General features: G+C 67.6%; 20 protein-coding genes. 8 read left to right on the top strand and 12 right to left on the bottom strand.

What is annotated here, in order from left to right; genetic code table 11:
* Positions 1 to 848: 848 nt before the first annotated feature.
* On the top strand, positions 849 to 1391 hold the full coding sequence (locus G510_RS0110930) for a glycosyl transferase (RefSeq protein ID WP_029153662.1): 543 nt from the start codon (positions 849 to 851) through the stop codon (positions 1389 to 1391).
* Positions 1384 to 2187, top strand: a complete 804-nt coding sequence (locus tag G510_RS0110925) for a MerR family transcriptional regulator (RefSeq protein WP_029153661.1) — start codon at positions 1384 to 1386, stop codon at positions 2185 to 2187. Before G510_RS0110930 ends, G510_RS0110925 begins: the two co-directional genes overlap by 8 nt.
* 31 nt (positions 2188 to 2218) lie before the next feature.
* Here G510_RS0110925 and G510_RS0110920 read toward each other — a convergent pair whose 3' ends face one another.
* Positions 2219 to 3226, bottom strand: coding sequence for a LacI family DNA-binding transcriptional regulator (locus G510_RS0110920; RefSeq protein WP_029153660.1), 1008 nt, complete (start codon positions 3224 to 3226; stop codon positions 2219 to 2221).
* 151 nt (positions 3227 to 3377) lie between these two features.
* Here G510_RS0110920 and G510_RS0110915 point away from each other — a divergent pair, with 151 nt between their 5' ends.
* Both G510_RS0110915 and rhaI read left to right on the top strand, forming a co-directional pair.
* Positions 3378 to 3722 carry an L-rhamnose mutarotase gene (locus G510_RS0110915; protein ID WP_029153659.1) on the top strand — a complete coding sequence of 115 codons (345 nt, stop codon included), beginning with the start codon at positions 3378 to 3380 and terminating at the stop codon, positions 3720 to 3722.
* Positions 3723 to 3772: 50 nt separating this feature from the next.
* On the top strand, positions 3773 to 4936 hold the full coding sequence (gene rhaI, locus G510_RS0110910; protein WP_029153658.1) for an L-rhamnose isomerase: 1164 nt from the start codon (positions 3773 to 3775) through the stop codon (positions 4934 to 4936).
* Positions 4937 to 4994: 58 nt separating this feature from the next.
* On the opposite strand, the gene G510_RS0110905 is transcribed toward rhaI, so the two are convergent.
* From G510_RS0110905 to G510_RS0110875, 7 genes are read right to left on the bottom strand one after another with little or no spacing between them, the layout of a single operon-like run.
* Positions 4995 to 5762 (bottom strand): class II aldolase/adducin family protein, encoded by a 768-nt coding sequence (locus G510_RS0110905; protein WP_029153657.1) that lies wholly within the window; start codon positions 5760 to 5762, stop codon positions 4995 to 4997.
* Positions 5759 to 7207, bottom strand: coding sequence for a rhamnulokinase (locus tag G510_RS16550; RefSeq protein ID WP_051216687.1), 1449 nt, complete (start codon positions 7205 to 7207; stop codon positions 5759 to 5761). The genes G510_RS0110905 and G510_RS16550 overlap by 4 nt, the downstream gene beginning before the upstream one ends.
* Before the next feature lie 11 nt (positions 7208 to 7218).
* Positions 7219 to 7800 (bottom strand): RpiB/LacA/LacB family sugar-phosphate isomerase, encoded by a 582-nt coding sequence (locus tag G510_RS0110895; RefSeq protein WP_245563319.1) that lies wholly within the window; start codon positions 7798 to 7800, stop codon positions 7219 to 7221.
* Complete coding sequence (locus G510_RS0110890) at positions 7779 to 8834, bottom strand: ABC transporter permease (protein WP_245563317.1); 1056 nt, start codon at positions 8832 to 8834, stop codon at positions 7779 to 7781. Before G510_RS0110890 ends, G510_RS0110895 begins: the two co-directional genes overlap by 22 nt.
* Positions 8835 to 8880: 46 nt before the next feature.
* Entirely contained in the window at positions 8881 to 9897 is a 1017-nt protein-coding gene (locus tag G510_RS0110885) for an ABC transporter permease (RefSeq protein WP_029153654.1), read from the bottom strand.
* Positions 9894 to 11402, bottom strand: a complete 1509-nt coding sequence (locus tag G510_RS0110880; protein WP_029153653.1) for a sugar ABC transporter ATP-binding protein — start codon at positions 11400 to 11402, stop codon at positions 9894 to 9896. The genes G510_RS0110885 and G510_RS0110880 overlap by 4 nt, the downstream gene beginning before the upstream one ends.
* A 60-nt stretch (positions 11403 to 11462) precedes the next feature.
* A complete protein-coding gene (locus G510_RS0110875) occupies positions 11463 to 12515 on the bottom strand; it encodes an autoinducer 2 ABC transporter substrate-binding protein (RefSeq protein ID WP_211219183.1) in 1053 nt (350 codons plus the stop codon).
* A gap of 183 nt (positions 12516 to 12698) precedes the next feature.
* Here G510_RS0110875 and G510_RS0110870 point away from each other — a divergent pair, with 183 nt between their 5' ends.
* From G510_RS0110870 to G510_RS0110855, 4 genes are all read left to right on the top strand, one after another.
* Positions 12699 to 13730, top strand: a complete 1032-nt coding sequence (locus G510_RS0110870) for a LacI family DNA-binding transcriptional regulator (protein ID WP_036322928.1) — start codon at positions 12699 to 12701, stop codon at positions 13728 to 13730.
* A gap of 28 nt (positions 13731 to 13758) precedes the next feature.
* Entirely contained in the window at positions 13759 to 14520 is a 762-nt protein-coding gene (locus G510_RS0110865; RefSeq protein WP_029153650.1) for a DeoR/GlpR family DNA-binding transcription regulator, read from the top strand.
* An 87-nt stretch (positions 14521 to 14607) separates the two neighbouring features.
* Positions 14608 to 16644 carry a bifunctional rhamnulose-1-phosphate aldolase/short-chain dehydrogenase gene (locus G510_RS0110860; RefSeq protein WP_029153649.1) on the top strand — a complete coding sequence of 679 codons (2037 nt, stop codon included), beginning with the start codon at positions 14608 to 14610 and terminating at the stop codon, positions 16642 to 16644.
* 140 nt (positions 16645 to 16784) lie between these two features.
* Positions 16785 to 18188 carry a rhamnulokinase gene (locus tag G510_RS0110855; protein ID WP_029153648.1) on the top strand — a complete coding sequence of 468 codons (1404 nt, stop codon included), beginning with the start codon at positions 16785 to 16787 and terminating at the stop codon, positions 18186 to 18188.
* Positions 18189 to 18251: 63 nt separating this feature from the next.
* Here G510_RS0110855 and G510_RS0110850 read toward each other — a convergent pair whose 3' ends face one another.
* From G510_RS0110850 to aztB, 4 genes are read right to left on the bottom strand one after another with little or no spacing between them, the layout of a single operon-like run.
* Positions 18252 to 19457 (bottom strand): hypothetical protein, encoded by a 1206-nt coding sequence (locus tag G510_RS0110850; protein ID WP_029153647.1) that lies wholly within the window; start codon positions 19455 to 19457, stop codon positions 18252 to 18254.
* Positions 19454 to 20383, bottom strand: a complete 930-nt coding sequence (gene aztC / locus G510_RS0110845; RefSeq protein WP_029153646.1) for a zinc ABC transporter substrate-binding protein AztC — start codon at positions 20381 to 20383, stop codon at positions 19454 to 19456. The genes G510_RS0110850 and aztC overlap by 4 nt, the downstream gene beginning before the upstream one ends.
* Positions 20380 to 21579 carry a hypothetical protein gene (locus tag G510_RS0110840; RefSeq protein WP_029153645.1) on the bottom strand — a complete coding sequence of 400 codons (1200 nt, stop codon included), beginning with the start codon at positions 21577 to 21579 and terminating at the stop codon, positions 20380 to 20382. The genes aztC and G510_RS0110840 overlap by 4 nt, the downstream gene beginning before the upstream one ends.
* Positions 21576 to 22481 (bottom strand): zinc ABC transporter permease AztB, encoded by a 906-nt coding sequence (aztB, locus tag G510_RS16545; protein WP_245563315.1) that lies wholly within the window; start codon positions 22479 to 22481, stop codon positions 21576 to 21578. The genes G510_RS0110840 and aztB overlap by 4 nt, the downstream gene beginning before the upstream one ends.
* Positions 22482 to 22528: the final 47 nt, after the last annotated feature.

Raw genomic sequence — 22528 nt, 5'->3', positions numbered from 1 at the left:
AGGTAGAGAACGGTCCGCCACCGTGCCTGATCCGGGCTGCCTTCGGCAACTTGGGAACCGAGATAAGGAAGCAGTCGCACTCGTCGAGCTGGTACCCACCCCACGACGCGACGCGGAGCTGCTCGCGAGCCAGTTCACGGTACGGGTGATCCCCGCTGCACAGAAGATCCAGCACCGTCTTCTCCTTCGCGGAGAAAGCACTCCCAACTGCGCGACCACGACTCATGTTCATCCCTCGAGGATACGGGGGCGGCATCGCTGGGTCTCGCTACCGCAGACATGGCACCTACGGCACGAAGACCTGACAGAGTAGGCGGGTGGTGCGTTTACCGGTTGAGACCGCCATCGTTTTCGGTGTGCTCTAACCGTTGCTAATTTCCGCCAAAGCGTTGGGCGGTGCGTGTGCGTTGAGGTGTCGCACAACGCTAGAGCTACGAGACGTCACATTGGGGCGGGAGATGGCCGGCAAGACTTCGCGGTCGTATGAGTCTCGTATCTATGTCTCGCAACCTGCCGGGCCAATCGAGGTACGAGACGTTCGTTGCGAGACAGTCGATAGCGATCGCATCCGCCGCGATTGTGTTGAACCCCCCATGGAAGGGCGTCAATGCGATTCCCCGGAACCGCGACACGGCGGCCACTTTCGGTGACGATCGACTGTGGATGCCCGAAGCAAGGCCGTACGCAGGGAACGGATACGGGTCGGGATGCCTGAGTCGATCTGGCCTCGTGTCAGTAAAGGCCGTGGCGAAGGATGGCGCGAACGCACGACGCTGAAGCCTCGCCGAAATGCCCTCGGACCGCGAGAGTTTGACCCTCACGCGACGTGAGGTCCGAGGATGCCGAGTATGACTGATCACTTCAATGCATTCGAGATGAGCCCCGTCCCTGATGGTCCGGACGCCGTCGCGCCGGATCCGTTTCTCGGCATCTACGCGATGCCGATGTTCGTGAAGATCCCGACGAGAAACCTTCGCGCGTCGACAGATTTTTGGGTCCGCGGACTCGGCTTCGTCGACTTGTTCAGCGTTCCCGGGCAGATCGTGCATCTGCGACGATGGGCTTTCCAAGACGTCCTGCTCGTTCCCGTAGAGGACGAGGCGGCACCGTCGGGGGCGTCCACGGTTCAGGTGTTCGCCTCCTGCGTTCTCGGCCAGCTCGAGTCCGTGGCCGACGCGTGCCGCGAGCTGTCGCCGGATTCGGTGACAGGGCCGTACGACACGGCGTGGAGAACTCGCGACATCGCAGTTGTCACTCCGGAGGGGGCGCACGTCACGTTCACGGCGGCGACGCCGTTCACTCCCGACAGTGACGTGGGGCGCGATTTCGCATCGGTCGGAATCTTCGCGCCGGAGACTGCGAAGGAGGAGCACAATGACATCGATGGTTGACAACGAGATTGAAGAGGATGCGACGGTCGGTGTGGCTGCTGACCTCCTCGGGCTGACCGTTCGCACCCTGCACCACTGGGATGAAATCGGTCTTGCATCCCCGTCTCGTCGCACTCCCGCCGGTCACCGCCTCTACACGTGGGATGACCTCGAACGTCTCAGCCGGATCGTGGCGTATCGCGAGGCCGGCTTGTCGCTCGATGCGATTCGCCATGTGCTCGACGACGCGACCGCGGCGATCGGAGATACGCTGCGCGAGCAGCGGGCGCAACTGACTGAGCGGATCCATGATCTGCAGCAGCTCGATGAACGACTCGAGCGCATGACGGATGCGCATGAGCGCGGCATCTTGATGAGTGACGACGAGCAGCGCGAGGTCTTCGGCGAAGATTGGGACCCGCAACAAGCGAGCGCGGCCCGCTTCGTGTGGGGCGGGTCGAAGCAGTGGGCGCAGTTTGCCGAGCGCTCCGCGTCTCGATCACGAAGTCAATGGCGGGCGCTCTCCCAGGCCATGTCTGACCTCCAGCGCGACCTTGCTGGCGCAGTGAACCGCGGCGTCGAGCCGGGGAGCGAAGAGGCGGATGATCTCGCCGAGCGCCACCGCGAGCTGTTCTCCAACTTCTTCCCATTGACGCGACAGATGCAGGTGTGCCTGGGGCGGATGTTCGAGGCCGACCCGGGTTTCTCGTCGTACTATGACGGAATCGGCGACGGCCTCGCCGCGTGGTTCCGCCAGAGCATCGACGAGTCGGCGCGCCACCACGGCATCGATCCAGATACCGCGACCTGGGAATAACGTCGCCGTATCGCCCAATACGGCGTAGTCGTCACCCGGTCGTCGAGGCCCGCACGACGAGCTCGGGCTCGAACTCGATCGTCTCGGGCGCGCGGCGCGGATCCTCGATCAGCTGCGCGAGCACCTCGAGCGCCCGCGTGCCGATGAGTCCGGCGGGCTGACGGATCGACGTCAGCGGCACGACGGTCGACTGCGCGAACGCGATGTCGTCGTAGCCGATCAGCGCGATGTCCTCGGGAATCCTCAGCTCGCCGATCATGACGAGGGCCTGCATCACGCCGACGGCGACGAGGTCGTTGGCGGCGAAGATCGCGTCGGGGCGTTCTTCCGGCGCGCGGGCCGCGATCACGGATCCGGCGTCGCGCCCCGCGAGCACCGTCAGCTGGTCGGTCGTGACGTGCTCGATCGTCGCGCCGGCGACCTCGGAAACCGCGCGCGCGGCGCCCGCGAAGCGATCCTCGACCTGTCTGAGCGCAACGCGCTGGCCGCCCACGAATGCGATGCGCCGGCGGCCGTTCTCCAGCAGGTGCGACGCCGCGATGAACCCGCCGCGCTCGTCGTCGACCGCAACGGCCGAGAAATCGGATCCGGGTGCTGTGCGGTCGACGAGCACCACGGGGATCCCGTGGTCGCGCAGCCGCTGCGCGGCCTCGAGCGTCTCGGAACTGGGGGAGAGGAGCACGCCGCGCACGCGCTGTTCCTCGAAGAGATCGAGGTAGGCGTTCTCGCGCGAGGGTTGCTCGTCGCTGTTGCCCGTGAGCACCGCGAGCCCGTGCTCGGAGGCCGCGTCCTCGGCGCCACGGGCGACGTCGGCGAAGAACGGGTTCTGGGCGTCGAGCACGATGAGGCCGACCGTGGTCGATTGGCCGGCGCGCAGCTGGCGGGCGGCGTCGTTTCGCACGTAGCCGAGCTGGTCGATCGCGCGTCGCACTCTCTGTACCGTATGCGGCGCGACGGCCGTCGGCCGGTTCAGAACGTTCGATACGGTGCCGACTGACACGCCTGCGACGACCGCCACCTCTCGAATGCTGACCGCCATCGGTCCTCCTTCAACCCCACCGGAATCCTATGGCACGCCACTGCCGGTGAGCGAAACTGAGAGTTTCGAACCCCGACTTGCTCCGACCCCGGGGATATGAGCATAATGAAACGATTCAACTTTTGTGGCGCAGACCCGACGGAGGTGTTCGATGGCGCGCATTGCGTTTCGACTGCGAGTGAAGCCCGAGATGCTCGACGAGTACCTGCGACGCCATGATCCGGTGTGGCCCGACATGCTCGAGGAGATCGCAGCGTCGGGGCGTCGAAACTACTCGATCTTCCACCTCGGCGGTGGCGAGCTCGTCGGCTTCTACGAGACCGATGATGACACGGCGTCGAAGGCCTACCTCGCGACCAGCGAGGTCGCGGCGCGCTGGGAAGCCGACATGGCGCGCTTCTTCGTCGATCAGGACGGCCGCGCGGATCAGAACGCCGACACATTCCCCGAGGTGTTCCACCTCGAGGCTCAGCTTCGCGCGTCGCGCGCGGAATAAGCCCCGACATGGCGGCCGACGAAGGCCGCACCCGAAAGAAAGGCACCTCCATGGGCATCCTCTCCCAGGACATCCTCGACCAGCTCGCGAAGCAGTCGATCGAACTCCCCAGCTGGGCGTTCGGAAACTCCGGCACGCGCTTCAAGGTGTTCGGCACGCCGGGCACGCCGCGCGATCCGTTCGAGAAGATCTCGGACGCAGCGCAGGTGCACAAGCTGACCGGCCTCGCGCCGACCGTCGCACTGCACATCCCGTGGGACCTGTCGGACTTCGACGCGCTGCGGAAGCATGCCGAGGACGAGGGTGTTTCTCTCGGCACGATCAACTCGAACACGTTCCAGGACGACGACTACAAGTTCGGCGCCCTGACCCACGAGGATTCCACGATCCGCAACAAGGCGATCGATCACCACCTGCAGTGCATCGACGTCATGGACAAGACCGGTTCGCGCGACCTGAAGATCTGGCTCGCCGAGGGTTCGAACTACCCGGGCCAGGCCGACATGCGCGGCCGCCAGGATCGCCTGCACGAGTCGCTCGAGAAGATCTACGCGCGCCTCGGCGACGACCAGCGTCTCGTGCTCGAGTACAAGTTCTTCGAGCCGTCGTTCTACCACACCGATGTTCCCGACTGGGGCACGAGCTACGCGCAGGTCTCCGCGCTCGGTGAGAAGGCGCTCGTCTGCCTCGACACGGGCCACCACGCGCCCGGCACGAACATCGAGTTCATCGTGATGCAGCTGCTGCGCCTCGGCAAGCTCGGCTCGTTCGACTTCAACAGCCGCTTCTACGCCGACGACGACCTCATCGTGGGTGCGGCGGATCCGTTCCAGCTGTTCCGCATCGTCGTCGAGGTCATCCGCGGCGGCGGCCTCAACAACCCCGACGTGCAGTTCATGCTCGACCAGTGCCACAACGTCGAGAACAAGATCCTCGGCCAGACGCGCTCGGTGCTCAACGTCCAGGAGATGACGGCCCGCGCGCTGCTCGTCGACACCGAGGCCCTCCGTGCCGCACAGGTCTCGGGCGACGTGCTCGCCGCGAACCAGGTCTTCATGGACGCGTTCTACGCGGACGTGCGTCCGGCGCTCGCCGAATGGCGCGAGTCGCGCGGCCTCCCGGCCGACCCGATGGCGGCCTTCTCGGCCTCCGGCTACCAGGAGAAGATCGAAGCCGACCGCGTCGGCGGCCAGCAGGCCGGCTGGGGCGCGTAAGCAGCTGAAAGAACGGGGCGGATCCGCGTGTGCGGGTCCGCCCCGTTCTTTCGCGCGTTCAGGTGGCCGTGCCCGCGAGGCGGATGCGGCGCTCGGCGAAGTCGGGGCGATCGAAGTAATCCGCCGTTCCGCCGAGCGGGGCGATTCCTCCGGCGGCGCGGGCTCCGAGGCGCACCCGGGCGCTCTTGACGGCCATCATCGACACGGCCTCGGCGCCGGCGGCCGTCTGCGAGATCGCCACGATGCCGTGATTGCCGAGCAGCACGAGCGACGGGAGCTCGCCGTGCTCATCCATGTATCCCTCGAGCCGCTCGAGGAACAGCCGTCCGAGCTCCAGGCCCGGCTGCGCGTACGGCACGAAGAGCGGGCGGCCGAGGATCAGCAGCTCGTCGGTGTAGACCGGCTCGGCGAACGCCGTCGCGGCCTGCTGGCTCGCGACCAGCGACACCACGTCGGTCGGGTGGGTGTGCGCCACATAGCGCACGGGCGCGAGGGCCCGCACGGCGACGTGCACGAGAGATTCGACCGATGCCCGCAGCGCGCGCCCGCCCGCCTCGCCGGCGGTGAGCGCCGCGGTGAGGCGATCCTGGTCGGTCGAGGGATCCCGCAGGAGGCCCACGAGCTCGTCCACGCCCACGGTGACGAAGTCGTTCCGCGTCGCGGTGCGCATCGACGAGCCCGACGCCTTCACCACGATCTCGTCGCCGACCAGCTCGCTCGTGTTGCCCTCAGACAGGATCACGAGATCCCGCTCCGGCTCGGCGAGCGCGAGCGTCATCTCGAGCAGTTCGTCGCTCACGGACTCCGGTGCGATACGTGCGCTCATCGTGCGCTCCTTTCTTTGCGCCGGGGCGCGGGGTGGTGTGATGCGCCGGGCAGATACTGCCGCGGCGAGATGGTGCGGTTCACGATCGCTCGCAAATCGTCGACGGTCCCGCTCACCGTGCCCGCGGCGCGGGCCTGGACGAGCAAGCTGCCGAGCGCCGTCGCCTCGACGGGCCCGGCTAAGACGGGCACGCCGGCGAGATCCGCGACGCGCGCACACAGCAGCGCGTTGCGGGATCCGCCGCCGACGATGTTGATCTGCGTCACGACTTCGCCCGTCAGCGCGCCGATCTCGAGGGCCGACAACGCGAGCGAGTGCGCGAGCGACTCGATGATCGACCGCACGAGATCGACGCGGTCGCGGGGAGGCGTGACGCCGTGCTCGCCGCACCAGTCGGCGATCCGGCGCGGCATGTCGCCCGGGATCTGAAAGCGCGGATCCGCGACGTCGAACACGGGCACGTCGCCGTCGCGCGCCGCGGCGCGATCGAGCAGCGTCGTCAGCTCGTCCTCGGCGCCCCACCCGCGAAGGGCCTCCGACAGGATCCAGAGGCCCATGCCGTTGCGCATCACGAGGAAGCGGTCGTCGACGCCGCGCTCGTTCGTGAGGCCCGCGGCGAACGCGTCGGATCCGAGCATCGGTGCGGCTCGCTCGACACCGATCAGCCCCCATGTTCCGCACGAGACGAAGACGCCTCCGCGCGGGGGGAGCGGTGTCGCGACGGCGGCCGCCGCGGTGTCGTGCGCGGCCGTCGTGACGACGTCGATCGGATCGTCGATGCCGACGCTTCCGAGGATCCGCCCCAGGTGCGTGCCCGCCGGAACGACGTCGGCGAGCAGCCCGTCGGGCAGCGAGAGCCGCGCGAGCAGGTCGCGATCCCAGTCGCCCGACTCGGTGCCGAGCAGGCCGGTCGTCGACGCCATCGTGCGCTCGGCGACGCGCTCACCCGACAGCCAGTATGAGAACAGGTCGGGCATGAGCAGCGCGCCGTCGGCGGCCTCCAGCAGGCCGCCCGACTGCTCGGCGGCCAGTTGGTAGACGGTGTTGATCGCCGCCGGTTGCACGCCGGCGCACGCGAACAGCTCGCCAGCCGGAACGTGCGCGTGCACACGATCCATCACGTCTTCAGTTCTCGTATCCCGGTAGTGCGCGGGGTTGCCGAGAAGGCGCCCCGCGCGCGTCAGCCCGTAGTCGACGCCCCAGGTATCGACGGCGACGGAGCGGATCCCGGGGTACTCCCGCGCCGCGCGCTGGAGCCCGTCGACCGCATCGGCCCACAACGAGAGGACATCCCATTGCATCAGGCCCGCGACGCGCACCGGCCGATTATTGAACCGCGAGCATTCGGCCGCTGTGACACTGTCGCCATCGACCTCGCCGACGATCACCCTGCCGCTCGTCGCGCCGAGGTCGATGGCCGCGAAGCGGTCTCCACCCGTCGTCATCGAACGTATCGTCAGAACGCGAGATCGCGCGGCTCGGGGCCGAGCTCTGCTTCGCGAGGATCGACGACGCGGAAGCCGTTGGCACGGTACGCCTCGTAGTCGAAGTTCTCGCACTCGTCGTAGCCGATGCGGTGGTAGTCGTAGAACCCGTCCCAGTTCTCGTACCCGTCGCCGAGCGAGTGACCGAGGAACGCGTCCGCCATCGCGCGTCCGAGGCGCGGGGCGATGTAGAACCCGCCCATCGCCATCACGTTGCAGTTGTTGGCTGTCGCGGCGCGCAGCGCCGTCGTCACGCTCTCGCACACGGCGGAGTGCACGTGCGGCACCTTGCTCGCGGCGACATGGATTCCCATGCCCGACCCGCAGAACAGCAGCGCCTTCTCATACTCGCGCTCGGCGATCTGCGATCCGACGAGGAACCCGACGCGGTGGTACATGTCGGTGTCGTCGTGCGTCGGCGTGAGGTCCTTGACGTTCCACCCGTTCTCGACGAGGTGGCTCTTCACGGCCTCCTTGAGCGCGAATCCTGCGAAGTCGGCTCCGATGACGACGTGTCGGTCCTTGGCGAGCTTCATGATCTTGTTCCCTTCCATCGGAGCATCCGCGTGAGATTGCCCCGTTTGTCCCACTGATTGATGATGATCACGAGCAGCAGCACACCGCCCCAGATGAGCGGTCGGTAGAAGTTGCTCACCCCGGGGAACGTGTTCAGCAGCGACGACAGCACCTGCAGCACGACCACCGCGAGCACGACGCCCGCGAGCCGCCCGGTTCCGCCGTTCGGGTTGATGCCGCCGAGCACGACGATGAGGATCGCGAGCAGCGTGTACGTCGACCCGTAGTCGGCCTTCGCCGAGTTGTAGTTCGCGAGCATCACGAGCCCGGCGCTCGCCGCGAAGACGCCCGAGATCGTGTACGTGCGCACGATGAGGCTCGTCGTCTTCAGGCCCGTGAAGTTTGCGGCCGTCTCGTTCGATCCGAGCATGTAGAGCTTGGTGCCGAACGCCGTGCGGTTCATGAGGTACCAGACGATGACGGCGCCGATCACGAAGATGATGAGCACCATCGGGATGTACGACGCGATGCGACTGCCCATCACGTAGGCGTACTCGGGCGGCATGCCGGAGATCGGCTTGCCGCCGCTGATCACGAGCGCGATGCCCGTGTACAGCTCGAACGTTCCGAGCGTGACGAGGATCGCGGGGATCTTCACCTTCGCGACGAGGAAGCCGTTGATCGCGCCGGCGACGGCGCCGACCACGAGCGAGAACGCGACGCCCGCGCCGAGCGCGAGATAGCCGGTCGACGAAGCGGATCCTTCCGGCGCGATCTTCAGCATGAGCATCGCCGTGGCGATCGCCGTCATGTTCGCCGTGCCGACGACCGACAGGTCGATTCCGCCCAGCACCATCGTCAGCATCACGCCGAGCGCGAGCAGGCCGAACTCGGGGAACTGCATGGCCATCGACTGCCACGTCGCAACCGAACTGAAGTTCGGCCACTTCACGATGGCGAAGAACGCGAGCAGCGCGACGAGAACGACGGCGAGGCGCGTCACATGCGCGTCCCGGAACATGGTGCGCAGTCCGCGCGGCATGCGCGTCGTGGGGGTCATGGTGGTGGTCACGATGCCTCCTCCTCGTTATCCGCCCCGTTGTGGGGTGCGTTGACGTTCATACGATGGCCCCCTGCCTCTTGCGCGCCCGCGTCATCTGCACGGCCGACACCGCGGTGCCGGCGATGATGAGCACGCCGAGCGCGACGCGCTGCCAGATGGTCGGCACGCCGACGAGGATCATGCTGTTCTGCACGATCACGATCAGCAGCGTTCCGAGCATGGCGCCGGTGAGGGTTCCCCGGCCGCCGGTGATGGCGGTGCCGCCGAGGACGACGGCCGCGATGACCATGAGCTCCATCCCGAGCAGGTTCGTCGGGTGCATCTGGCCCATCATGCTGGTGCGCACGAGACCGGCGATACCGGCGAGCACACCCGCGATGATGTAGAGCGCGAACTTCGTGCGCTTGACGTTGACGCCCGCGCGCGCGGCCGAGCTCTCATCGCCGCCGATCGCGTAGATCGAGCGGCCGAAGGTCGTGTACTTCATCACGACGAACGCGGCGGCAACGATCACGACCAGGACGAGGAAGGACAGCGGCAGGCTCGACAGGTGCCCGGTGCGCGGGTTCTCGGTGACGAGCAGCGACGCGCGGCCGAACTCGGCCATCGCGGGCGGGATCGACGGGATCTGCACGGACGACAGCGCGCCCTGCATGAATCCGGAGAAGACGTTCGACGTTCCGAGCGTGATGATCAGCACGGGCACGGCGATGGTCGCGGTGAACGCGCCATTGAAGGCGCCGAGCACCGCCGAGATTCCGATCACGAGCACCAGCGGCAGCCAGAGGCCGCCCTCCCATCCCCAGTCGACCAGCATGCGCGTCGTCGCGTAGACCGCGAGGGACGCGAGCGCCGGGAACGAGACGTCGATGCCGCCCGAGACGAGCACCATGTAGGTGCCCACCGCGAAGATCCCGGGCACGACCATCGCGCCGGCGAGCGCCACGATGTTGTCGAGCGAGAAGAACAGGCCGCTGCGGGCCTGGATCACGATCGCGAGCAGGATGATGACGAGCAGGATGTAGAACTCGTTCTGGCGCAGAACCTTCTGAAGCGCGGCGCGAGCCTTCATCGCTTCCCTCCTTCGGCGACGTCCTTCGACATGAGATCGGACAGGCGCTCTTCCGTCGTGTCGACCGAATCGACTTCGTGGACGATGCGACCGTCGCGCATGACGAGCACGCGGTTGCAGTTCTCGAGGATCTCGGGGATGTCGTCGGAGATGATGATGACGGCGAGGCCGTCGGCGGCGAGCTCGCGCAGCACTCGGTGGATGTCGTGCTTCGATCCGATGTCGACGCCGACCGTCGGCCCGTTCAGCACGAGCACGCGCGGGCCCGTCGCGAGCCACTTGCCGATCACGACGCGCTGCTGGTTTCCGCCGGACAGCGTGCTGGCGGCGTTGGCGGGCGTCGGGGTCGCGATCTTGAGGCGGTCGACCCAGCGCTGCGCCTCGGCGTTCAGCTGAGACTCGCGCAGGGTGCCGAGGCGCGAGACGAACTTGTCGATCACGGAGATCGTGATGTTCTTGCCGATCGAGCGTTCGAGCGCGAGGCCCTCGGTGAGGCGATCCTCGGGCACGTAGGCCATGCCGAGATCGATCGCATCGCGGATCCCGCGGAGCTTCGCTTCTTTGCCGTCGACGATGATCCGACCGGAATCGTGCGGCATGAGGCCGAACATCGCGAGCGCGAGCTCGGTGCGGCCCGATCCGAGCAGGCCCGTCACGCCGAGGATCTCGCCGGGGCGCAGCGCGAGGCTGACGTCCTCGAAGGCTCCGGACACGCTGAGCCCGTCGAGCTCGAGGATCGGATCGGCGGCGATGTCGCCGCCCGTGAACCGCTCATCGTCGAACTCGCGGCCGGTCATGTAGAACGAGAACGACGCGCGATCGAGCTCTTCGGGCAGGCACGTGATCACGTGGCGGCCGTTGCGGATGATTGTGAACCGCTGGCTGATCTCGAAGACTTCTTCGAGCTTGTGACTGACGAAGATGATCGCGACGCCTTCCGCCGTGAGGTCGGCGATCACCGAGAACAGGCGGGCCACCTCGCGGTTCGTCAGCGCCGTCGTCGGCTCGTCGAGCACGAGGAGCCGTGCGTCGTTCATGAGGGCGCGCGCGATTGCGATGAGCTGCTTCTGCGCGACCGGGAGCGAGTCGACGCGCGCATCGAGGTCGATCGAGACGCCGATCTTCTCGAGCGCGGTCTCGGCCGTGCGGCGCATGCGGCGCCAGCTGACGAAGGGTCGCTTGTCCGAGATCTCGGAGGTGAAGGCGAGGTTCTCGAGGACCGTGAGGTTCGGGAAGACCGAGAAGTCCTGGTAGATCACCTGGATGCCGTGCGCGATCGCCTGCTTCGGGGTGAGCGCGCGGTGGCTCTCCCCACCGAGGATGATCTCGCCGCCGTCGGGCGCGTGCACGCCCGAGAGCACCTTGATGAGCGTCGACTTGCCGCTGCCGTTCTCGCCGGCGAGGCAGTGCACCTCACCGGGCGCGATCTCGAGCGTGACGTTGTCGAGCGCCTGCACACCAGCGAATGACTTGCTGATGCCGCGAAGGCTGATGATGTGTTCCAACGTGGATCCTTTCCGACGTCGAGTGTCGGGGCGGCCGGAGAACGGCCGCCCCGACGCGGATCAGAACGAGAAGTCTTCGACGTTCTCGGCGTTGATCTCGATCCAGCCGTTGCCCTCGAGGATCTTGTCGCTGCCCTCGGCGAACTGCATGTCCTCGTAACCCTTCACACCGAGGTCGACGCCGTCGGCGATGTCCTCGCCGTCGAGGATCTGCGTGGCGAGAGACGCCATTGCGTATCCGGCGTCCGCGGGATCCCAGACCGTCAGTGACTTGACGATGCCCTTTTCGAGGATGTCCTTGTTGGCGGCGGGCATGCCCGTGCCGCTCGCGAACACCTCTCCGACGAGGCCGGCCTCTTCGATCGCGCGCGCGACGCCGGGGGCGTCGAATGACGACGTGCCGACGACGCCTGCGAGGTCGGGGTGCGCCTTGAGCAGCTGGCTCGCGACCTGGTACGCGACTTCGCCGTCGTCCTGCGACTCGACACGAGGTTGGTCCTCGAGCAGCTGCATGTCGGGGTAGGCCTCCTTCTGGTGCGCGACGGCGCCGTCGGCCCACTCGTTGTGAGAGGCGTTCGTGACGTGGCCGACCATCGTCGTGTAGGTGCCCTCTTCGCCCATTGCGGCGGCGAGGTTGTCCATGATGAACGCGCCGTAGGCCTCGTTGTTGAAGGCCTCGATGTCGTACATCGTGTTCTCCTGGCTCGCGCCCTCGTGCGTCACGACGACGATGCCGGCATCGAGTGCCTGCTTGAGCACATTCTCGATCGCTGCCGGGTCGACGGGGACGACGCCGATCGCGTCGACACCCTGCGCGATGAGGTCCTGAATGACCTGCGCCTGCATTGTCGCGTCGGTCTCCGACGGGCCGCGCTGGTAGACGTCCATGCCGCTGTCCTCGGCGTACTTGTCCACACCCTCCTTCATGCGCACGAACCAGGGGTTCGTCGCATCCTTCGGAACGATCGCGATCGTGTAGTCGCCGTCGCCGGCTTCGACGCCGTCGCCGTCGGCGTTCCCGCTCTGGCCGCCGGGCGTGCAGGCCGTGATTCCCAGACCGATCACGGCGACCGCCGCGATTGCCATGGTCTTGAAGCGTCGCTGCTTCATCATGATGTCCTCCAAAGTCGACATGTGCTGTGGCAGCGCGACTTCGGTAAGTGTGCGTCGCGCCATTGCGAATTACAGGATTAAAGCGCTTTAGTGGCTAAAGCGCTTTAATGTTATCCACGACTGCATGGATGCACAAGATGGATGCGGCTCGCGCCGTCGCGAGCTTTTGGAAAGGTAAGTGTCATGGAACCGCACGACAGCACAGCAGAGGGAGTCGTGCGTCTCAGCGAAGTCGCGGCGTACGCCGGAGTGTCGAGTGGCACCGTGTCGAACACGATCAACCATCCCGAGCGTGTGCTGCCCCGCACGCGCAAGATCGTCAACGAAGCGATCGCCGCGCTCGGGTACATCCCGAATCAGCAGGCGCGCATGCTGATGGGCGTGGCGAGTGAAGTGATCGGCCTCGTCGTGCTCGATGTCGAGAGTCCCTTCTACATGGAGACCGCGCACGAGATCGAACGCGCGGTGCGCCGCACGGGGCAGGTCGTCATGCTCAGCACCTCGGACGGAGACCTTGACCGTGAGGCCGCGCTGTTGCGGGTGCTGGCCGCGCAGGGGGTGCGAGGCGCCATGCTCGCGCCGTCGACCGCCGACATCGACGCCACGCGCTACCTGGACCTGCCACGCGCGCTTCCCGTGATCCTGCTGGATTTCGACGGTGGACCTCGGCACTGCTCGGTATCGGTCGACAATCGCCAGGGCGGTCGCCTCGCGGTGCGGCACCTGCTCGAGCGCGGGCACGAGACCCTCGCCTATATCAGCGGTCCCGCGCACATCCGGCAGTTCGCCGAGCGCGCGGAGGGTGCGCGAGAAGAGATGCGCGCGCAGGGGTGGGACCCGTCGGAGCGCCTCATCGAGGTGGCCTCGCCGGGTATCGGCATCCGTGACGGACAGGCCGCCGCCGAGCGGCTGATCGCCGAGAATCGCCCCACGGGCGTGCTCTGCGGAAACGACATGATCGCCTTCGGCGCGTACCGCGCGTTCGCCGCCGCGGGAATGCGGGTCCCCGAGGACATCGCGATCGTCGGCTACGACGACATCGATGTGGCGAAGGACTGGATCGTGCCGATGACGACGATCCGGCAACCGATCGACGAGCTCGGCGCGAACGCCGCGCGTCTGATGATCGCTCACTCCTCGGGTGACCCGGACCATGTCCACGAACAGGTCGTGCTGCAGCCGGAACTCGTCGCGCGGCGCTCGACGGGCGGTTGACGCGGGTCGAGCCGGATACGCTCGTGGAATGTCGATGACGAGCTCGGTCCACGGAGAGCAGCGCCGCCGGATCCTCGGCGAGATGCTGGAGCGCGATGGCAGCGTGACGCTCGTGGCCGCGGCGTTAGAACTCGGCGTCTCGGAGATGACGATCCGCCGCGACCTCGCCGACCTCGAGGCTGAAGGGGTCGCGCGGCGCGTGCGCGGCGGGGCGACCCAGGTCGTCGGCCCGCGATCGTTCCGCGATCGCAGTGCGCAGCGCCGCTCGGCGAAGGCGCGCATCGCGCAGAAGGCGATGGATCTCGTGCCCACGGCGGGCGCGATCGCGATCGACGCGTCGACGACGGCGGGCGCGCTCGGATCCGTTCTGACGAAGCACCCCGATCTCGTCGTCGTGACGAACTCCTGGGACAATTTCCGCTCCGTGCGTCGGGCGGGGGTGAAGCGCGCGATCCTGACGGGCGGGGAGGTTGACGAGCTCACCGACAGCCTTGTGGGTCCTGTCGCGTGCCGGGCGGCCGCATCGCACGGCTATCGCACCGTCTTCGCCGGGGCGAACGGTGTCGAGGCCGAGTTCGGAGCGAGCGATGTCTCGCTCGAAGAGGCGCAGGTGAAGGTCGAGTTCGCGCGCGCTGCCGACGCCGTTGTCCTGCTCGCCGACTCGAGCAAGGTGGGCGGACGGGATCTCGCGCGCAGCTTCGCGTGGGACGAGGTGTCGGTGCTCGTGACGGAGCTGGATCCATCGGACGAGCGCCTCGCAGAACTGCGCTCGCGCGTTGAACTGCGGTAGGGCTCTCTGTAGCTTGTGCGCCACGTTATCTAATGTGATAATTACAAGAAGTAACATTCGTGCTCGTTCTTCCGTGTAAGGAATCCCATGACGAACCCCACTGTCGCTGACCTCATCGCGCGGTCGAACCGTCTCGGTTCCGACCCCAAGAACACCAACTACGCCGGAGGCAACACCTCCGCCAAGGGCACCGAGACCGACCCGGTCACGGGTGAACCTGTCGAGCTGCTCTGGGTCAAGGGATCCGGCGGTGACCTCGGGACACTTAAGGAGTCGGGCCTCGCCGCGCTGCGACTCGACCGCATGCGGTCGCTCGTGAACGTCTACCCCGGCATCGACCGCGAGGACGAGATGGTCGCGGCATTCGACTACTGCCTGCACGGCAAGGGCGGTGCGGCGCCGTCGATCGACACGGCCATGCACGGTCTCGTCGACGCGGCGCACGTCGATCACCTGCACCCCGACAGCGGCATCGCGATCGCAACGGCCGCCGACGGTGAAGAACTCACGACGAAGATCTTCGGCGACAAGGTGGTCTGGGTGCCGTGGCGCCGCCCCGGCTTCCAGCTCGGCCTCGACATTGCCGAGATCAAGAAGGCTAACCCGCAGGCGATCGGAACGATCCTCGGCGGCCACGGCATCACCGCATGGGGCGACACCTCGGAAGAGTCCGAGAAGAACTCGCTCTGGATCATCGAGACGGCCGAGGCGTACATCGCCGAGAACGGCCAGGCGGATCCGTTCGGCGCTGTGCGCGCCGGTTACGAGGCGCTCGCCGAGGCCGAGCGCCGTGCGAAGGCCGCCGCGATCGCGGCGACCGTGCGCGGTATCGCCTCGCAGGATGCTCCGATGGTCGGCCACTTCACCGACGCGGAGGTCGTGACCGACTTCCTCGCCGCGGAGCGCGCCCCCGAGCTCGCCGCTCTCGGCACGAGCTGCCCCGACCACTTCCTGCGCACCAAGGTCAAGCCGTTGGTCCTGGACCTGCCAGCCGACGCGTCCGTGGAGGACACGGTCGCACGTCTGAAGGAGCTGCACGAGGAGTACCGCGCCGACTACGCGGCCTACTACGACGCGTACGCGACCGACGCCAGCCCCGCGATGCGCGGTGCGGATCCCCTCATCGTGCTCGTGCCCGGCGTCGGCATGTTCAGCTACGGCAAGAACAAGCAGACCGCTCGAGTGGCTGGTGAGTTCTACATCAACGCCATCAACGTGATGCGCGGTGCGGAGTCCCTCTCGACCTACGCGCCGATCTCCGATGAGGAGAAGTTCCGCATCGAGTACTGGGCTCTCGAAGAGGCGAAGCTGCAGCGTCTGCCGAAGCCGAAGACCCACGCCGGTCGCATCGCGTTCGTCACGGGCGCCGCCAGCGGCATCGGCAAGGCGATCGCCACTCGCCTCGCGAAGGAGGGCGCCTGCGTCGTCGTCGCCGACCTCGATCTCGAAAAGGCCCAGGCCGCCGCGGCAGAGCTCGGAAACACCGATGTCGCCATCGGCGTCGCGGCGAACGTCTCCGATGAGGCCGCGGTTCAGGCGGCGCTCGACGAGGCGGTGCTGGCGTTCGGCGGTGTCGACCTCGTCGTCAACAACGCGGGCCTGTCGTTGTCGAAGCCGTTGCTCGAGACCACCGAGAAGGATTGGGACCTGCAGCACGACGTCATGGCGAAGGGCTCGTTCCTCGTCTCGAAGGCTTCTGCGCGGGTGCTCATCGACCAGGGGCTCGGCGGAGACATCATCTACATCTCGTCCAAGAACTCGGTCTTCGCAGGCCCGAACAACATCGCCTACTCGGCCACCAAGGCCGACCAGGCCCACCAGGTGCGCCTGCTGGCGGTGGAGCTCGGCGAGCACGGCGTGCGCGTCAACGGCATCAACCCCGACGGCGTCGTGCGCGGATCCGGCATCTTCGCGGCAGGCTGGGGCGCGAACCGCGCCGCGACCTACGGCGTGAAGGAAGAGGACCTCGGCCAGTACTACGCGAACCGCACGATCCTGAAGCGCGAGGTCGTTCCCGAGAACGTCGCGGACGCCGTGTACGTGCTGACGGGCCCCGAGCTCAGCCGCACGACCGGCCTGCACATCCCGGTCGACTCGGGCGTCGCGCAGGCGTTCGTCCGCTGATCGCGCTGTAGTGTGCGGGCGCGGGCCCTCATCGGATCCGCGCCCGCACAACTACGGCAGATCCGGGGCAGATTGGCCGGTCGGGCCCTCAGTCGCCTGGCCTGCTCGGTCTGTGCCGTACTTATGCACCTGGAGACAACATGAACTCAGTCGCCGCTATCGACCTCGGCGCCACGAGCGGCCGCGTGATCGTCGGACGCTTCACGGGCGGTTCCATCGAGATGGAGACCGTCGGCCGCTTCGCGAACGACCCGGTCATGACGCCGGGCGGCCTGCAGTGGGACCTCATGGCCCTGTATCGGGGCGTCACGGAGGGGCTGCGCGAGGCGTTCCGCATCGCACCCGACATCTCGTCGATCGGCATCGACTCCTGGGCTGTCGACTACGCGCTGCTGCGCGGCGACCGCATGCTCGGCACACCGTTCCACTACCGCGATGAGCGCACCGCCGCCGGCGTCGAGGCCGTGCACCAGGTCGCAAGCTTCGACGAGCTGTACCGCCGCAACGGGCTGCAGTTCCTGCCGTTCAACACTCTGTACCAACTGGCCTGCGAGCGCGGCGTGCTCGATGCCGCTGACTCGATGCTGCTCGTTCCTGACCTGTTCGCGTGGCTGCTCACGGGCGAGAAGGTGGCCGAGCGCACGAACGCATCGACGACGGGTCTGCTCGACGTCACGACCAAGGAATGGGATACAGCACTGGCCGAGCGCCTCGGGGTGTCCGCGCGCGTGCTGCCGCGCCTGGTGGATCCCGGCGAAACGATCGGCGACCTGCTGCCGCGCGTCGCGAAGGACCTGGGCGGATCCGCGCCCGTCGTCGCGGTCGGATCCCACGACACGGCGTCCGCCGTCGTCGCGGTGCCGATGCGCGCGGACCGTGCCGCGTACATCTCCTGCGGCACGTGGGGCCTCGTTGGTGTCGAGACGCGTGAGCCGGTTCTGACCGATGCTGCGCGCGAGCACAACTTCACCAACGAGGGCGGCGCCTTCGGTCGCACGCGGTTCCTGCACAACGTGATGGGGCTGTGGCTGCTCAGCGAGTCGATCCGCGAGTGGGAGCGCACCTCCGGAGAGAAGATCGATCTGCCGTCGCTGCTCGCCGAGGCCGCTGAGGTTACGGCTCCGGTGGGCGTCTTCGACGCGAACGATTCCGTCTTCATGCCCCCGGGTGACATGCCGGGCCGCATTTCGACTTGGCTCGCGGAGAACGGACAGCCGCTTCCCACCACGCGTGCCGAGTTCGCGCGGTCGATCATCGAGAGCCTCGCCGAGGCGTTCGCCGGCGCGGTCCGCACTGCGAGCGAGCTGTCGGGCATTCCGGTGGAGACGATCCACATCGTGGGCGGCGGATCCCTCAACGAGCTGCTCTGCCAGCTCACGGCCGATCGCGCGGGGGTTCCCGTCGAGGCGGGCCCCGTCGAGGCGACCGCGATCGGCAACCTGCTCGTGCAGGGGCGCGCCGCGGGCTTCATCGACGGCGACCTCGAGGACATGCGCGAGGTCGTCGCGAAGGCGTTCCCGCCGAAGCGCTACGCGCCGGCCTGAGCGCAGAAATCGATGTGGGGCGGGCACCGAGAAGGTGCCCGCCCCACATCCATCAGGCCGTGCCTACAGGTTCATCGCGACCTCGTTCGGGAGCGACGGCAGCTCCTCGCCCTCCGCGAGGATGTCGCCCGTGTTGAGGTCGACCGAGATGAGCCGCTGACCTACGACGTCGATAACGTACGCCACGTCGCCCGCAGTGATCATGCCGGGGTGAGGGGTCTGCCAATCCTCCGGTCCTTCCCAAGCGTCCACGACCGGGAATTCATCGTCCGTGAACTCGCCGGTGGCGGGATCGAGCGAGTGGATCGCACCGTCGGTGCCGAGCATGTAGAACAACCCATCAGGACCGCGCCCCGCACCGCGCCACGTGAACTCAACATCGCCCAGGTCCTTGACCGTGTAGGTCTCGTTCTCGGTGTCGATGAGCGCGACGCTGTTCAGCAGGTAGCCCTCGTAGTCGGGGTCGTTCTTGTAGTCGCCGACCACGATCGGGTCGTCCTCAGCGACGTAGGCGTTGCCCATTCGGCCGAAGTCATCGGGAGCGTCGAGCTTCAGGAACTCGCCGTCCTTGAACATCAGTGCGCCGTTCTCGCAGCCGAAGACCGCGACCTCGCCGGCCGCCGTGCCCTCGCCGTGGATCTCGGGGCATTGGTCGGAGATCGCGAGTTCGTGGTAATGATCGTCGTGCGGCTCGAGCGCGACGGCCCCCGATCGACCATCGGCCGTGCCGACGGTCGTGACGAGCGTGCCGTCCTCGAGCACGATCGAGACGCCGTGGTGCGCGGCCTCAGACTCGTACACGCTCACCTCTGGCAGGGCGCCGTCAGACTCGACCAGCGCGTCCGTGTCGAAGATCGTCGTCTCGCCCCAACCGTCGGAGAACAGGACGGTCTTGTCGGCATGGCGCACGACGTGGCCCGCCGCATCCGCGTCGAACACGGTGTCGGTGAGGGCAGGCACCGCCGTGTCGAGCACCTGAAAACCCTCCGCCGTGGTGACGAGCACGTTGCGCCCGTCGCCGACCGCGTTCACGCGGGTGAAGTCGTCGGAGGGGAACGTATCGATGAGTTCGAGGGTCGCGGCATCGAGCACGCCCACCTCGCCTTCAAGCGAGACGGCGACGCGCGAGCTGGCGCTCACGTCGGCCGGGGCCTCGGCGGCGGATCCTGCGGAGGGCTCATCGGGGGAGGCGTCTGTCGCGCACCCCGCGGCGAGAAGTGCGACGGCTGCAAGCGAGCCGCCGGCGAGCAGTCGGTATCGGTTGGTCATGGTGTCCTTTCTGAGGTCAGACCAGTGGTGATGCGCTCGGTGTTCTCGCGCATCATGGAGAGGTAGGTATCGGCATCGCCGCCGGGTTCGGTCAGCGACTCTGTGAACAGCTCGATGACCGCGACGTCGATGTCGGCTTCGGAGCGCAGCACCTGCATGAGCCGGTCGGGCTGCGACGATTCCGCGAAGATCGCGGGCACGCCGCTCGAGTCGATGGCGGTAGCGAGCTCGTCGAGGTCGGCCGCCGAGGGCGACGCGAGCGTGGTTCCGCCCGGGATGGCGGCACCGATGACCTCGAAGTCGAAGCGATCGGCCAGATAGCCGAACACATGGTGGTTGGTGACGAGCGCGCGGTGCTCATTCGGGATTCGAGCGAACGCGTCGGACATCTCGGCGTCCAACTCGGCGAGATCCTCTAGGTACGCCGCGGCGTTCGCGGATACGTCGATGCCGATCTCGCCGAGTTCCGTCTCGAGCGCCTCGACCACGTCGATCATGCGCGCCGGATCCGTCCAAAAATGCGGATCCGGACCGTTCGCCTTCTCGGCATAGGGGATCGTCTCGAGATGGTCTGCGGCGATGAACCGAGGCGCCCCTGCGTCGGCGGCCGCCTCGAGGTGTTGTTCGACGCCCTCCTCGAGCCCGAGGCCGTTCGAGATGACGAGCTCGGCCGACTGAAGTGTGGCGGCCTCTTGCGCCGAGATCTCGAACGAGTGCGGGTCGGCGTTCGGCTTCATGAGCGTCGTCACGTCGGCGGCATCCCCGATCAGTTCGCTCGCGACGTCGCCGAGGATGTTCGTCGTCACCACGACGCGGGGGTCGGAATCGCCGTCGGCGGCGGCACAACCGACCAGTCCGATCGCGCCGACGACCGCGATCGCCGATGCGCCGAGACCTGCGCGCCGGGCGGAGCCCACCCGAGTCATCGTCCCACCACCGTCGATACGGCGAGCCCGGCCTCGGGGACGAGCTCGCGAGCGATGCGCGCGTTGTCGGCGTAGTCGATCTCGTAGACCGTGCCTGCCGACGGCACCGATACGTAGGCGCGCTGGGTGTCGACGACGAGGGTTGAATCCTCGTCGGCGATCGGCTCGGTCGAACCGCGGTCGGTTCCGTCGGCGCCGAATACGCGCACGCGTCCTTCGGCGTCGATCGCGACGACGTTTCCGTCGTTGTCATCGGCCGCCACGACGTCGATGAGCGATGCGTCGACCTCCGTTCGGCTCCAGCTGCGCGAGCGGGTGTCGAGCAGCCAGAACGCGTTCTCCCCGGAGAGCGCGGCTACGGTGGGGCGGCCCTCGCGGCCGCCGAAGGCCGCCGCGCGCGGCGCGTCGTCAGGGTACGGGATCCGCTCGAGCTCGACGGGCCCCGCATCAGCGGTCGCGAGCAGGGCGCCGTCGGCGCACCCGATCACCGTGCCGACGCGCGTCGCGATCGCGCCCGACGGATCCGCACAGTCGACGGTCTCGCCAGTTTCCTCGCCGGTGTCGTCGTAGACGGTCGCCGTGCCCGCCGCCGCGACGATCGCATGGTTGCCCGCCGGCGCGACGACACCTGATTCGGCGCCCGTGTCGATGCGGAACCACTCGGTAAGCTCGCCGTCGTCGAGCGCGGCCATATCGATCGCGACCGCGACACCGTCAGAGAAGAACAGCCCGGTCGCCCCTCGGGTCGACAGCGGCGGCGTGGCGACCACGACGGGGCCCTCGCCCGGCACGGAGCCGGCGACGGCCGGCTCGCCGCGATAGAAGTGGAAGTGATCGCCGTGGTCCCAGCTCCACGCTCCGCCGTCGACAATGTCGACGCCGTCGGCGGTGGTCAGGAATCCGTATCGGCCGTCGCTCGCGATCGCGGAGGGTGCGTGCGCGGATCCGACGGCGGTCTCCTCTTCGGTGAGCAAGTCGAGCACCGTGGCCTCGCCATCGGTCGAGATCGAGAGGATCGACGTTTGCGGCTCACCGAGCTCTGCGGCGCCCGCATGTGCGCCGTGGTCGGAGGCCGGCGGGGTCGTGGGGGCTTCAGCGGCGGGCGCGTCGGCCGGGCCGGCGGCGCACCCGGTGAGCATCATCGCCGCCACTGCGGGAACGAGCGCGAGTCGGCGGGTTGCGGTGAAACGGGTCATGTACGACTTTCTGTGACGGGAAAGGAGATCGGGGCATCGCGCGAGAGCAGTCGCGCGAGACGGGCCGGGCATGCGCGCGAGCGGGCGAATCGCTCCGCGGCGCCCGCGGCAGCACCAGAGCCCGCGGCGAGAACGACAGCGGATCCCGCGATCGACGGGCCGGCCGCGGTGCCCGCATGCCACGAGACGACGAGGCCGGTGACGACGGCCGCGACGCCGAACGCGGTCGCGAGAGTCATCGTTGATCCGACCCCGCGCGTCCACCGTCCCGCCGCGACGGCCGGGGCGATGAGCATGCCGACGACGAGAAGGGTCCCGACCGCCTGGTAGGAGGCGACGACCGCGAGCGTGACGAGGCCCGTGAGGGCGACGTGGGCGAGGCGAGGGCGCAGGCCGAGCGTCTCGGCAATGCGGGCGTCGAACGCGGCGGCGACGAAAGATCGGTGCAGCCACGCTGCGACGACGAGAGTCGCCACGAGCGCGCCGAGCAGCATCGCGAGGTCGCTCGGCGCGATCGCGAGCACATCGCCGAACAGCATCACGGTCGCGTCGGTGGCGAAACTGCCCGAGTGCGACACGATGATGACGCCGAGCGAGAGCATGCCGACGAAGAGCAGGCCGATGCTGGTGTCGTATGACAGCCGGCCGCGGCGCTGGAGCATGCCGATCGATCCGCTCATCACCACCGCGCTCGCCGCGGCGCCGACGATCGCGGGCCACCCGAGCAGGGTGGCGAGGGCGACGCCCGGAAGCATCCCGTGACCGATGGCTTCACCGAGGAATGCCATTCCGCGGATCACGACCCATGTGCCCACGACGGCGCAGATGCCGGCGATGAGCACGCCGCCGATGAGGGCGCGCACCATGAAATCGGCGGCGAAGGGTGAGAAGAACCAGGACACGAGGAGCCAGCTTACATGCGAATGAGAATGGTTATCAACTACGATAG

It is taken from the genome of Microbacterium gubbeenense DSM 15944 (genome assembly GCF_000422745.1).
GTDB lineage: Bacteria > Actinomycetota > Actinomycetes > Actinomycetales > Microbacteriaceae > Microbacterium > Microbacterium gubbeenense.
Note: the sequence above shows the minus strand (reverse complement) of the source record. Positions and strands in the feature narration are given on the sequence as shown.